The sequence below is a fragment of the Paraburkholderia sp. RCC_158 genome (assembly GCF_041355255.1).
Taxonomy (GTDB): Bacteria; Pseudomonadota; Gammaproteobacteria; order Burkholderiales; family Burkholderiaceae; genus Paraburkholderia; species Paraburkholderia graminis.
In genome coordinates this window covers 166,722-180,639 of sequence record NZ_JBFUPM010000004.1, presented here as the reverse complement: position 1 = coordinate 180,639, position 13,918 = coordinate 166,722, and the positions used below count along the sequence as shown (strand labels likewise).

Below are 13,918 nucleotides of genomic sequence, written 5' to 3'. Positions count from 1 at the left end.
CCACAATCGCTACCACCACTGCGACGTGCGGCGTCGCACTTATTGCCAACAGGAGTCTGTATGGCCGACGATATCTTTCCCGAGACCGCATCGCGCCGTCGCTTTATCGGCGTGGCGGCGTCGGCCGCTGTTGCTGGTTCACTAAGCCGACTGGCGTTCGCAGAACCGAATCGATCGATCATTGACGCATCGCCGTCAGGCGGCGCCGACAAATCGGCGATTCGGCCACTCCGTGTGCACGCGCCGGAATCAAAAGTTATCGATTTGAAGAGGCGAATAAAGGCGACCCGCTGGCCTGAGCGCGAAACCGCGAAGGATGCCTCTCAAGGCGTGCAACTCGCAACCATGCAAAAGCTCGCCCGTTGCTGGGTGACGGACTACAACTGGCGCGACGTCGAGGCGAGGCTGAACTCGCTGCCGCAATTCGTCACCGAGATTGACGGCGTCGACATTCACTTCATCCACGTTCGCTCGAAGGACGCCAATGCGTTACCGGTCATCATCACGCACGGGTGGCCTGGCTCGATCATCGAGCAATTGAAGATTATTGGCCCGCTGACGAACCCAACGGCGTACGGCGGCACTGCGTCCGATGCATTCGATGTCGTGATTCCGTCGCTCCCTGGCTACGGCTTCTCGGGGAAGCCGACCGAGGAGGGCTGGGACCCCGTTCGCATCGCACGCGCATGGGTCGTACTGATGCAGCGGCTCGGCTACACGCGGTACGTCGCGCAAGGCGGCGATTGGGGCAATGCGGTGACGGAGCAAATGGCTTTGCTGACACCGCCGGAACTGCTCGGCATTCACACCAACATGCCGGCGACGGTGCCCGACGACATCGCGCGGGCGCTCAAGTTCGGAGAGCCGGCGCCGGCGTCTCTGTCAGCCGACGAGAAGCACGCGTTCGATCAGCTCGACTATTTCTACAAGCACGGCCTCGGCTACGCATTGGAAATGGCGAACCGCCCGCAGACGCTGTATGGCATCGAAGATTCGCCGCTTGGCCTCGCCGCGTGGATGATCGACCACGACGCCGCCAGCCAGGCACTGATCGCGCGAGTATTTGACGGTCAGTCCGAAGGAATCACACGCAACGACGTGCTCGATAACGTGACGCTCTATTGGTTCACGGGCACGGCAATTTCATCGGCGCGCCTGTATGAGGAAAACAAGCTGAACTTCTTTGCGCCGAAGCACGTTGCTATTCCGGTTGCCGTGAGCGTCTTTCCGGATGAGATCTACGCTGCGCCGCAAAGCTGGACAGCGAAAGCATATCCACAGTTGATCCACTACAACCGCCTTCCGAAAGGCGGCCACTTTGCGGCGTGGGAACAACCGCAAGTTTTCTCGGAAGAGTTGCGCGTGAGCTTTCGGTCTCTGCGTTGACCGCACAGATACGGCGAGTAGAAGCGCAATGCGGGTGACGTCATGTAATCAGGATTGCCCGCGACTGACTATCGATCGTCCATGATTTACTTACCGGCAGGAGCCTGACATGCAAACCCGAGTACTGATCTTCACCATGACGGCCGTGGCCGCTTTTACGATGGCTTTGCCTGGCGGCATACCGAGTACTTCGGCTGCGGATTCGTCGTCCGTCAGCACGGATGCTCCGAGCAAGAAGCAGCTTCGAGCCGACAATCGCGCTTTGAGTCATGCCGTGCGCAAGTCGCTCACGAAAGTGAAAGGGCTGGACTCCTCGCACATTAACGTGCTGGCGCACGGCGGCGTCATCACGCTTGCGGGAACTGCGCCCGATGAGGCGCAAATCCAGTCGGCCGGAACAGCAGCGGAAAACGTAGGAGGCGTTCATCGCGTGGACAACCGGCTCACGGTCTACGAGCCCGGAAATTGACTTCGTGTGGCGACGGAGCCCGCGTGTGAATCTGATCTTCGATGGGTAGGCTCACCATGTTCAATATCCTTCTCGTGCCGCTGGACGGCACGCTTCAAAGTGCGAATGTCATCGACCTGGTGCGGCGCGTCGCGTCGCCGGGTCGCGCGACCGTACATCTTCTCTGCGTTATCGATCCTTCTTATGCACTGCCTCCCGGTAGCGAAAGCGGTATCGCGCCCGACGGGCTGACCTATCCGCCCGCAAGCGCGCAGACATCGTTTGCGCGATCCGTCCTCGCCACAGCAGCGGGGCAGCTTGCCGGCCACAATCTGATCGTGGAGCAGCACCTTCGCGCGGGAAATCCTCCGGCCGATGTGATCATCGAACAAGCCGGGCTGCTGGCCGCCGAGGTCATCGTGATGGGGCACCACCATCTGTCACGGCTGCGCCGCTGGGCTAATCCGTCGATCAGCGGAGAAGTGATCGACCGGTCGCCTTGTCCCGTACTGATCGAAACACGGGACAAAGGGCTGACGTGATGATGGCGGCGATAAAAGCAAGGTTACGTCTGTAGTATTTCACCAATCAGCGCGAGTAGCCGCACGCCGTCCACTGGCTTCGAGAAGAAACCGGCGGCTCGGCTCGCTTGCGCTTTTTCGAATAACTGTTGAGTCGCGTAAGCCGTAATAAAAATGACGGGGCTTGGACGTTGCCATAGTTTGATCGACTCAAGAAGCGCAAAGCCGTCCATACCGGGCATGTGAATATCGGCGATAACCAGATTCGGCTGCGACCGGGATGCATCGACCAGAAGATGGTTGGCGGACTCGTAAACAATAGCGTGCCAGTTCGCCGAACGGAGCAGATTGGATATCGCCATCCGGATGGATTCGTCGTCGTCCACCACTGCAATAGTTGCAGGAGAGCGCTTTGATTTCATCAGGAATCCACAGAGCACGGACACGGATTCGAACAAGCTGATTCTTCTTGCAACTTACAGGCCAACGGGCGAAGCAGCAATAAGACGTTCGAATGATCCGGATGACAGTGTGTATTAGCCTGAGCGCATTCGTCGTGATTAGAGAAGAGGTGAGGGCAGCGCGATAGCGCCAAGTCGGTTTGTCGAGCCGCTCCTAGTGCAGAGGCGCCACTTGCTGTAGCTTCCTCACGACGTCAGGCACTGAGCGTGCATTCAACTTGTGCATCGCTTGCGCGCGATGGATCTTGACTGTCACTTCGCTCAGAGAAAGCTGGCCCGCGATCTGCTTGTTCAGCAGTCCATCGGCGACCAGTCTGATGACTTGCCGCTCGCGCGCCGTCAGGGATTCGTACGTTTGACGGATGCCCGCAACGATCTTCGCCTGACGCTTCAATTCTCCATCCCGCTTCAGCGCTGCGGCGATCGTATCGATCAGGTCCTGATCCTTGAACGGCTTTGTCATGAAGTCAAAAGCGCCTGCCTTCATCGCCTTCACGGACATTTCGATGTCGCCGTGCCCGGTCAGAAAAATGACCGGAAACGGGACGCTCTCCCGGAATGGATGCTGTTGCAGCGTGAGGCCGCTCGTGCCTCGCAGCCGAACGTCGAGAATGAGGCAACTGGGCACGTCGGGCATTTCCGCGGCCAGAAAGTCGTCCGCCGATTCGAACGCCAGTACCTTGATGCCGACGGAAGTGAGCAGAGAAGTCAGTGCGCCCCGAATGGATTCATCGTCGTCGACCACATAAACAAGCGAGTCCGACAATGATTCCCTTGCGCCCATCGCATTGTCATGTTTCATCGCTTGCTCATCCAGAACTGGTTGCATTAAGCCGACGCGGATACGTTCGTATAGTAAGCAACCGTCCCGCTTATCGCCAGATTTTTGTAGACGGTTTTCCATATTGCCACTCGAGCCGGGCGCTGAAGACGAAGTACTCGTTCTGCGCAACCGCACAGGCCGGCAACGCCATACGTAGGTATTGATTGAACAATCGAACGGCGGTCGCCCGACATGCGTTGTACGTATGGTGTGCCGCCGCGATTGGGCGTAGCGTTACCGGTGTCCGCCCAGCCGTCGCACAGGCATGTCCTCGCAATCAACCGGAGACTGACAATGAAGGTTTTGATGGTTTTGACTTCGCACAACGTGCTTGGAAACACCGGCAAGCCGACCGGTTTCTGGCTCGAAGAGTTCACGGCTCCGTACTATGCGTTCGTCGATGCCGACGTGGAGGTCACCGTGGCTTCCGTCAAAGGCGGCCAGCCGCCGATCGACCCCAAAAGCGACGAGCCCGGCAACCAGACAGATTCCATGGAGCGCTTCAAGAAAGACGCTGCCACCCAGGCAATTCTCGCCAACACCGTCAAGCTGTCCGAAGTAAGCTCCGACGGCTACGATTCGGTCTTCTATCCGGGCGGGCACGGCCCGCTGTGGGACCTCGTGGAAGACAGAAACTCGATCGCCTTGATCGAGGCGTTCTATAACGCCGGCAAGCCGGTCGCCGCCGTCTGTCACGCGCCGGCCGTATTGAACAACGTCACGTATCAGGGGCAGCCCATCGTCAAGGGAAAGCGTGTCACGGGCTTTACCAATAGCGAAGAAGAGGCTGTGCAGCTTACCGCGGTCGTACCGTTCCTGGTCGAGGACGAGCTGAAGCGTCTGGGCGGCCTGTTTGAAAAAGGCCCGGACTGGTCGGTATATACGATCGTAGACGGGCGGCTGATCACAGGCCAGAATCCGGCTTCGTCTGGCCCGGCTGCCAGAGAACTGATCAAGCTCCTGCGGGCCTAGCGAGTGCAGGGCGTGATTTGCCGGCGCTGCCGCCTGCCTGCCGCGACGGCGCGCAGCCTCGCCACGCGGGCGCCAGCCGGCCGGTCAAGGAGGTTCGGCAATGAGCAACGAGCCAGAGTCGCCAGGCAAGGCGCCCGCCCGCGAAGTGACGGAGAACACGAGCCGCGTTGATGACGAGGCGCTCGCCGACGACCCTGCGGTGCGCGACCATCCTCGCTACAACCAGATGTTTCCGGTCCTCTCCGCTGCGGAGATCGACAGCATACGGCGGTTTGGCAGCGTGTCGCGCTACGTCAAGGGCGACTTGCTTTACCGTGCCGGAAGCCGTTGCCCAGGAATTTTCGTCGTGCTGTCAGGCAAGGTCCGGATAGTCGGCCGCGACGGCCTCGGCCACGAACGCGTGATTCACACCTACACGAAGCGCGGCGAATTTACCTCTGACGTCACGCAGCTATCGAGCAAGCTGGCCGTGGTCGACGCGCATGTCCTCGAAGATGTCGAAGCCGTGCTCGTGCGGCCCGCCGAGCTTAGCGCGATGATGGTGAGCGAAGCCGACCTCGGCGAAAAGATCATGCGCGCGCTGATCTTGCGGCGCGTGCTCGTCATCGAACGCGGACAGGGTGTCGTTCTCGTCGGCTCGTCGCGCCATCCGCAGTTGGCCGCCTTGCAGAATTTCTTGCGGCGCAACGCGTTTCCCAACATGACGCTCGATAGCGAGCAGGACGCGGAAGCCATCGCGTTGCTAGAGCGACTGACGCCGCAGCCCGACGACTTCCCGCTGATCTTTTGTCCGGACGGCACGGTGTTGCGAAACCCCGATGAAGGACAACTGGCATCGTGTCTCGGACTCATTCCGGAATTCGATCCGACGCATGTCTACGATGTGACGATCGTCGGCGCGGGTCCGGCGGGCCTGGCAGCAGCGGTCTATGCGGCGTCCGAAGGATTGTCGGTGGCGGCGCTCGACTGCCGCGCGCCCGGTGGCCAGGCCGGCACGAGCGCGCGCATCGAGAACTATCTCGGCTTTCCTACAGGCATCTCCGGGCAGGCACTCGCGGGCCGCGCGTTGGTCCAGGCGCAGAAGTTCGGCGCGCATATCGGAATCCCGTGCGAGGTCAGCGCACTGCATTGCGACAGGCAACCGCTTGTCGTCGAACTGATTGGCGGCCGCCGCATTACCACGCGCACGGTGGTGATCGCGAGCGGCGCTGAATATCGCCGGCCTTCCGTCGAGAACCTCTCGCGCTTCGAACGCTCCGGCGTCTATTACTGGGCGACGCCGATCGAGGCGAGGCTGTGCCGCAAGGAGTCCGTCGTGCTGATGGGCGGCGGCAATTCCGCGGGACAGGCTGCCGTGTTCCTCGCCGGGCACGCGGAACATGTGCACATGTTCATTCGGGGCGCGACCCTCGCTCGCAGCATGTCGCACTATCTCGCCGATCGTGTCGCGTCGCTCGCGAACCTCACGCTTCATACGCGGATGGAACTGACCGCGCTCGACGGCAATGCGCGTCTCGAGCGCGTGCACTACCGTGGTGCCGGCGGCATCGAAGGAAGCATGACGGCGCATCACCTGTTCGTTTTCATCGGCGCTGAACCCAATACGGGCTGGCTGGATCAATGTGCGGTGTCGCTCGACAGCAGCGGCTTCATATTGACCGGCGCCGACCTGGAAGAAGCCGGCGCGTCGACGATGCCGTTGCAGACGAACATCGAGGGCGTGTTCGCGATCGGCGACGTTCGCTCGGGTTCGACCAAGCGCGTCGCCTCGGCGGTGGGCGAGGGCGCGGCTGTCGTGGGGCAGATACACCGGTTTCTCGCGGCTGGCGCGTGAATAGACGCGCTCAGTCGTACTCAGTCGTAAACCGGCGAGCCGACCGCGTCGAACGAATGATGGATGGCGCGCGCCATGCAAGGCGGCGTGGCGGCTTTTCGCACCGTGACGGGAGCGACGTGCGGCGCTGTCGCGATGTCGTCGATGTTGAAGTGATTCACGATGAAGTCGATGAACGCGCGAATTCTCGCGGGCATGTTATGGCGTGTTTCGAACGCGACCGACAGGTCGAGGCGCGGCATGTCGATGTCTGGCAGCACATTGACGAGCAGACCGCTGTCGATATCCGGCTCGGCCAGATAGGCCGGCAGCACGGCGATGCCGTGACCGTCCACGGACATCTTGTGCAGCATCGCGAGACTGTTCGACATGATCAGGCTGTCCGGATGACAGCGGCCATCGCCCAGCCGCTCGAGCCGGCGCAGGCATTCGGAGAACTGCTTGCCTGAATGCTGCAAGACCACATGATCGTTCAGCGCGGCCACTGTGGCCGGTACGCCGTGCCGCTGCAGATACATTGGCGATGCAACGAGTTGCATCGGACTGGAGGCGAACCGTCTGGTGACGAGCGAATTGCCGCTGGCTTCCACTTCGGGAACGATCACGACATCGACCCGCCTTTCGACCAGGTTGATCGTGTCGTCGCACAGCGCCACATGCGGCATGACGAGCGGATAGGCGTCGCGGAACGACTTCAGGATCGGACTCAGGTGCCGCAGCCCGAACGCAACGGGAGACGCGATCCTGAGCACGCCGCATGCGCGGCGCTCCTGACCGGCAACGGCCATTTCGGCCTCGTCGATGTCGTCGAGAATACGGCGCGCGCTTTCGAGAAACGTCGCGCCGGCATCGGTCAATGCGACGTGTCGAGTCGTGCGCCGGAAGAGCCGGGCGTCGAGACGTTTCTCCAACGCGACGACGCGTCGCGTCACGACGGCTGTGGTCACGGCGAAGTGCTCAGCGGTGCGGCTGAAGCTCGATGTATCGGCAACTTTCACGAAGATACGGATGGTTTCAAGATGGTCCATGATGCGACTCCTGGAGGCGACGCCGACGAGATCGAAGTAATCGTTATGAATCGATATGAGCGAGCATTTCGTGTGCAGCAACGCGGGCTACATCGATCGTTAGCAGTTCTGCCGGGTTGGTCGTCGTACCCGCTCAGACCGCTGCGATGAGTAGATGAAACCGCGAGTCGGAAGGCCAGTCCATCACACGATGGTATGGCTTGCCACACCATCGTGCTATGACGAAGGCACCGTCGCGAAACTGCGTTGAATCGGTGCATTACAGGCTGAAAGATTCGAGTGCGGCGACGCGGAGCGCGGTTGGTGGAGCGTCGCCGTTGCGCGTGCAACCGTAAGTTTTGCTTTGCGTTTGTTGTCTATTCGTACAAGAATGGTCGCTCAATGATCGCGGGCGTGATGTTGTTGGCTGATCGGGCGCGCAAGGTCCCGCGCTGGCTCCGTTCCTGTCCGTTCGGCGCACTCGACGACAGGAGGCGGCGTGATCCTCAGCGGGTACGAACTCGAGCCATTACACGATGACGGCGATTTCTCGCTGTATCGGGCGAGGAAAGCCAGTCATGCGGTGACGATGCTTGCGCTGGTCGCCGCGCGGCCGACTTCGCGCAGTGTCGCGCGCCTCGTGCACGAGTACCGTCTGGCACCGTTCCTCGATGCAAGCTGGGCGGCGCATCCGCTTGCGCTCGACCCGCGCCGCGAGCCGCCCATGCTGGTTCTCGACGACGACGGCGGCGAGCCTTTGCGGCGCATCTTGCGCCGGCCTCTCGAACTGGCGCGTGTGTTGCGTATCGCCGTCAACCTCGCAAAGGTCATCGGCCGCGTTCATCAATGCGGTCTCGTACATAAAGACATCAAGCCGGCGCATGTGCTGGTCGATAGCAACGATCGCGTGCGTCTTACCGGCTTTGGCATCGCTTCGCAATTGCCGCGGGAGCATCAGCCGCCCATACCGCCGGAAGTCGTGGCGGGCACCTTTGCATACATGGCGCCTGAGCAGACGGGGCGAATGAATCGCTCGATCGACACCCGCAGCGATCTCTATTCGCTCGGCGTCGTTTTGTACGAAATGCTTACGGGTTCGCTGCCGTTCACGGCATCCGACCCGATGGAATGGATCCACTGTCATATCGCGCGCAGGCCGCCGCCGCCAGGCGAGCGGGCGAGGGGCATTCCCGAGCCTGTCGAGCGCATCGTGCTGAAACTGCTGGCCAAGGCCGCGGAAGACCGCTATCAAACCGCGGCGGGCGTCGAGGCGGATCTTCGTGCGTGCGTTGCGTCGTGGGGCACGAATCATTCGATAGCCCCGTTTGCGCTCGGCTTGCACGATGCATCGGACCGTCTGCTGATTCCCGAAAAACTTTATGGGCGCGAGGCGCAGATCGGGAATCTCGTCGACGCGTTCGAGAGAATCGTCGCGGGCGGCGCGACCGAACTCGTGTTGATTGCGGGCTATGCCGGCATCGGCAAATCGTCGGTCGTCAACGAGTTGCACAAAGTGCTGGTGCCGCCGCGCGGGCTGTTTGCTGCCGGCAAGTTTGATCAGTACAAGCGAGACGTTCCGTACGCCACCTTTGCGCAGGCATTCCAGTGGCTCTTGCGCGATCTGCTCAGCAAAAGCGACACAGAGATCGAGCCCTGGCGCGAACAGTTGATGGAGGCGCTCGCGCCCAACGGGCAGGTGATGGTCAACCTGATTCCCGAGCTTGCGCTCATCATCGGCGAGCAGCCGCCCGTTCCGAATCTGCCGCCGCAAGATGCGCAAAACCTGTTTCATTGGGTGTTCCGTCGCTTCCTGGGTGTGTTCGCGCGGGCCGAGCATCCGCTCGCGCTATTCATTGACGATCTGCAATGGCTCGATACCGCAACACTCGAACTGCTGGAGCATCTCGTCACGCATCCCGAGGTGCGCCATGTTTTACTGATCGGTGCATACCGCGACAACGAAGTCGATGCGTCGCACCCGCTTGCGCGCACGCTCGATTCGATTCGTAGCGCGGCCGGCAACGTGCAGCAGATCGTGCTCGAGCCGCTGAACGCGCGAAGCATCGCGCAGCTTGCTTCCGATGCGTTGCACTGCGACGGCGCACCGGTCGAGGCGCTTGCGCAACTGGTGCATGAGAAGACAGGCGGCAATCCGTTTTTCACGATCCAGTTTCTGACCGCGCTGCACGATGAAGGCTTGATCCGCTTCGATCATCGCGCCGCGGTATGGACGTGGGATTTGCCGGGCATCCGCGCAAAGGGCTATACCGACAACGTCGCCGACCTGATGGCTGCGAAGCTCGGCCGCTTGTCCGCCGAAACACGTGACGTGCTGGGACAACTCGCGTGCCTCGGCAATGTGGCCGATGTCACCGCGCTGACATGGGTGCAGGACAAAGCGGAAGACAAAGCGGAGGAGGTCACCAACGCCCGCATGTGGGAAGCCATACGCAGCGGACTGGTGTTTCGCGTGGGCTCGAACTATGTGTTCGCTCACGACCGCGTGCAGGAAGCCGCGTATGAGTTGATTCCCGCCGGCGAGCGGCCCGCGGCGCATTTGCGAATCGGCCGAGCGCTCGCCTCGCATACTCCGCCCGAGGCGCTTCACGAGGCGATTTTCGACATCGTCAATCACCTCAATCGCGGTGCGGCTTTAATACAGAGCAAGACGGAGCGCGAGCAAGCCGCGGCACTCAACCTGATTGCAGGCAAGCGCGCGATGAGTTCGACGGCGTACTCGTCGGCCCGAAGCTATCTCGCCCAGGGCGTCGCGCTGCTCTCGGACGCCGCGTGGGACGAGCGTTACGACAGCACGCTGGAACTCTATCTCGCGTATCTGGAATGCGAGTACCTGGTTGGCGATTTCGCCAGGGCGGACGCCGTAGCCGATCTAGTACTCGAAAGGGCGCATGACAATCTCGATCGGGCCAAAGTATTCAGTCTGCGGATGGAGTTATATCAGCTCGCCGGAAAGTACAACGAGAGCTTCGCCGCCGCACTGGCGGCGTTGCGTGACTTCGGTATCGTTTTTCCAGAGGCTGACGACGAACTCCGCGCAGCCGTCGACGACGCGTTGCTGGAGGTGCCCATCAACCAGGCGGGTCGTCCGACCGAACAACTGGTCGACGCGCCCGTGGCCGAAGATCCTGCAAGCCGCGCGGTCATCAACCTGCTTGTCGAGGCCATGCCGTGCGCGTTCGCCGCGCGTCCGGTCTTTTATCCGCTATTCACGCTGAAGGCGGTCAATCTCTCGCTGCGTCACGGCAATACCGACAACTCGAGTTTCGCGTACGGCAATTTCGCGTTAATGCTGGTTTCCCGTATCGGCGATATCCCGGCTGCCGTGCAGTTCTCCGAAATGTCGTTGCGTCTGAACGAAAAGTTCGGCAATCGCCGCCTGTACGGAAAGCTGCTTCATCTGTATTGCAGTCATGTCAATTTCTGGCGATGTCACATCGACGAGAACCTCCCGGTGTTTGAACAGGCGGCCGTTGCCTGCATGGAAGTGGGCGACCTCGTGTTCGCCGGCAATCTCGCGTTCAATGCCGTATGGCAGTCGATCGAAAAAGGCGACGCGCTCAAGGACGTGCACGCGCATTCGGCACGATACGCAACGCTCATGCTCGAGAGTCATAACGACGCGGTTCATGAAACGATTCGTATCGAGCAGCAGTTCGTCGCGAGCTTGCGAGGTCTGTCGAGCGGAATGTTCACGCTCAACGACGACCACTTCGACGAAGCCGCCTGTTGCGAGGCCATCGTCAAATCCAATTTCGGCTGCGGCATCGGCGTTTATCACATCATCAAGCTGATGCTCGCGTATCTCGATGGCCGCTATGCCGACGCACTGAACGCCGCAGCGATGGCCAACGCGGTCCTCAGTTCCGTGATGGCGCTGGCGATCGAGCCCACGTTTCACTTTTTTCATGTGCTCACACTGAGCGCGCTTTATGCCGACGGGTCTACCGGCCAGCAGCAGGCGTATCGCCAGGTCATCACCGAGAAGCTCGAGAAATTTGAAATGTGGGCGCGACATTGCCCGGCGAATTACGGAAACCGTTATTCGCTGGTTCTGGCGGAACTGGCGCGCATCGACGGTCGCGACGTCGACGCGATGCACCATTACGAAGACGCGCTGCGGCTCGCCCGCGTGCACGGCTTCATTCAGAATCAGGCGATGGCCAATGAGTTGGCCGCGCGATTTCACGCCTCGCGAGCTCGCGCGACGCTTGCCGATCATTATCTGACCGATGCTCGCTCCTGCTACGAACGCTGGGGCGCACAAGGCAAGGTGCGTCAACTGGAAAGTATCTACCCGCAGTTAAGAGCCGAACTGGTCGACGAAGAAGGGTCGGTTGCGACATCGGTAGAACAACTGGACCTCGCGACTGTCGTCAAGGTATCGGAGTCCATTTTTAGCGGCATGGATCTGAACGAGCTGATTCGCAAGCTGATGCTGCTTGCGCTCGAACACGCCGGTGCCAACCGCGGGCTGCTGATTCTCGCGCGCGGCGACGAACTGCGCATCGAAGCGGAAGCCGAGACAGTCGGTAATACGGTGGCAGTGCGTTTGCCGAAATCGCGCCCGAGCGCCGCCGATCTGCCTATGTCCATCCTTCGCTATGTCGCGCGGACCCGGGACATACTCATGCTCGACGACGTGACTGCGCCCAACCCCTATTCACAGGACGAGTACATTCGCGCGCATGACTGCCGCTCGATCCTGTGTCTTCCGCTCGTCAAACTGACCAGGCTGATCGGCGTGCTGTACCTCGAAAACACGCTGACGGTGGACGTATTCTCGCCGGCGCAAACAGCCGTGTTGCGGCTATTGGCATCGCAGGCGGCGCTGTCGCTCGAAACGTTGCGGCTATACGCCGATCTTCAACACGCGGAAGCGCTGTTGACGGCCGCCCAGGAGTTGAGTCACACGGGGAGCTTCGATTGGGATGTGACGGGCGATGCGATGTTCTGGTCGAAAGAGAGTTTCCGTATCTTTGGCTACGACGCAAGCATCACGCCGACGTTGCAGTTGATGCTCGATCGCGTCCATCCCAACGATCTTGCCTTCGTGCGCTCGGCGTTCGATCGCGCCGCGCGCGACGGCCAGGCGTTCGACATCGAGCATCGGCTGTCGATGCCGGACGGCTCGCATGGTCACTTGCAGGTCGTGGCGCACGTGGTGGCCGATGGGCCTGGTCAAAGGCGGCTGGTCGGCGCGCTGATGGACATCACGACCCGCAAGCAGGCGCACGCCGCGCTTGCGCGCAGCGAGCAACGCTATCGCAGCCTCTTTCGCGATATACCGGTCGGACTGTGGCAGATCGAGGCGCAGCCGTTGACCGCGATGCTGACCGAACTGCGCAGGCAAGGTGTCGACGACCTGTCGGCATATATCAGCGACCACGCAGACTGGCTCGAGCGCGCGAAGAACACGCTTGTCGTCGAAGAGACAAACGACCATGCGCTTCAGATGTTCGGCGCGACCGAACGGCGCGCGCTGCTTGGTCCGCTGCCGTGGGTCTGGAAGGAGAGTCCCGATACGCTTCGGCGCGCGCTCGAGAGCCGTTATCGCGGGGACATGCTGTTCCAGGAAACGACCCGGCTGCCGACGCTCGACGGGCGCGTGATCGACGTTCTGCTGACTGTCGCGCGCCCGCGCACGGTCGACGACCTGGGGATCGCGCTGATTAGCCTCGTCGACCTGACCGAGCGCGTTCGTGCCCAGGACATGCTGCAGCGGCTACAAGCGGATTTCGCGCATGCGGCGCGCATTTCGATGCTGGGTGAACTGACGGCGTCGATCGCGCATGAACTCAACCAGCCGCTCGCTGCGATCGCGATAAATTGCCAGGTCAGCGAGCGCTGGTTGAACCGGCCGGTGCCCGAACTGGACGAGGTGCGGGACACGAACCAGCGCATCGCCGCCGATGCGCAGAGGGCCGTCGACATCATCGGCCGGATTCGCGGGATGGCGCTGCGGCGTGGGCCTAAATACACGCTCGAACCGCTTGCGCTGCTCATCGACGAGGCGCTGGTTTTCTTGCGCCGTGAGATCCAGACGCGCGACGTCCAGGTTTCGCTCGAACTTGCGCCGGGCGTGAGGCGAGTGCGCGCCGATCGCGTGCAATTGCAGCAGGTGATCGTCAACCTCGTGGTCAATGCGATGCAGCAGATGGAGCAGACGGGCAGCCCGGAACGGAGGATCACCATTCGAACCAATGCACCGGACGCGGGCACGCTGCATTGCGCTATCGAGGACAGTGGTCCCGGCATCGCGCCCGAACATATGGATCGCGTGTTCCAAAGTTTCTTCACGACGAAGGAAGGCGGGATGGGAATGGGCTTGCCGATATGCCGCTCGATCATCGACGCGCATGACGGACGCATCGAGGCCGACAATCTGTCGGTGCACGGCGGGGCGCGTTTTCACTTCACGCTGCCGTCCGCGGGGGCTGCGCCTTAA

General features: G+C 61.3%; 9 protein-coding genes. 6 read left to right on the top strand and 3 right to left on the bottom strand.

Annotated elements, in window-relative coordinates; all coding sequences use genetic code 11:
- The first annotated feature begins 60 nt into the window (after window positions 1-60).
- The 3 genes from AB6809_RS10235 to AB6809_RS10225 all read left to right on the top strand — a co-directional run bounded on the left by AB6809_RS10235 (window position 61) and on the right by AB6809_RS10225 (window position 2,376).
- Window positions 61-1,386 carry an epoxide hydrolase family protein gene (locus AB6809_RS10235; RefSeq protein ID WP_371026544.1) on the top strand — a complete coding sequence of 442 codons (1,326 nt, stop codon included), beginning with the start codon at window positions 61-63 and terminating at the stop codon, window positions 1,384-1,386.
- 109 nt (window positions 1,387-1,495) lie between these two features.
- Complete coding sequence (locus tag AB6809_RS10230; protein ID WP_371026543.1) at window positions 1,496-1,855, top strand: BON domain-containing protein; 360 nt, start codon at window positions 1,496-1,498, stop codon at window positions 1,853-1,855.
- Window positions 1,856-1,911: 56 nt separating this feature from the next.
- Entirely contained in the window at window positions 1,912-2,376 is a 465-nt protein-coding gene (locus tag AB6809_RS10225) for a universal stress protein (RefSeq protein WP_006052664.1), read from the top strand.
- A gap of 23 nt (window positions 2,377-2,399) precedes the next feature.
- Here the strand turns inward: AB6809_RS10225 and AB6809_RS10220 are convergent, their stop codons facing one another.
- Both AB6809_RS10220 and AB6809_RS10215 read right to left on the bottom strand, forming a co-directional pair.
- Window positions 2,400-2,813: a response regulator gene (locus AB6809_RS10220; RefSeq protein ID WP_149029180.1), complete on the bottom strand. Its 414-nt coding sequence runs from the start codon at window positions 2,811-2,813 to the stop codon at window positions 2,400-2,402.
- Window positions 2,814-2,970: 157 nt separating this feature from the next.
- Window positions 2,971-3,618, bottom strand: a complete 648-nt coding sequence (locus AB6809_RS10215) for a response regulator transcription factor (protein ID WP_371026712.1) — start codon at window positions 3,616-3,618, stop codon at window positions 2,971-2,973.
- A 315-nt stretch (window positions 3,619-3,933) separates the two neighbouring features.
- On the opposite strand from AB6809_RS10215, the gene AB6809_RS10210 reads away from it, so the two are divergent.
- A complete protein-coding gene (locus AB6809_RS10210) occupies window positions 3,934-4,611 on the top strand; it encodes a type 1 glutamine amidotransferase domain-containing protein (protein WP_006052667.1) in 678 nt (225 codons plus the stop codon).
- A gap of 100 nt (window positions 4,612-4,711) precedes the next feature.
- Window positions 4,712-6,445 (top strand): FAD-dependent oxidoreductase, encoded by a 1,734-nt coding sequence (locus AB6809_RS10205; protein WP_371026542.1) that lies wholly within the window; start codon window positions 4,712-4,714, stop codon window positions 6,443-6,445.
- A gap of 20 nt (window positions 6,446-6,465) precedes the next feature.
- Here the strand turns inward: AB6809_RS10205 and AB6809_RS10200 are convergent, their stop codons facing one another.
- Window positions 6,466-7,473 (bottom strand): LysR family transcriptional regulator, encoded by a 1,008-nt coding sequence (locus AB6809_RS10200; RefSeq protein ID WP_161966572.1) that lies wholly within the window; start codon window positions 7,471-7,473, stop codon window positions 6,466-6,468.
- Window positions 7,474-7,951: 478 nt separating this feature from the next.
- Between AB6809_RS10200 and AB6809_RS10195 the strand changes: the two genes are divergently transcribed.
- Window positions 7,952-13,918, top strand: a complete 5,967-nt coding sequence (locus AB6809_RS10195) for an AAA family ATPase (RefSeq protein ID WP_371026541.1) — start codon at window positions 7,952-7,954, stop codon at window positions 13,916-13,918.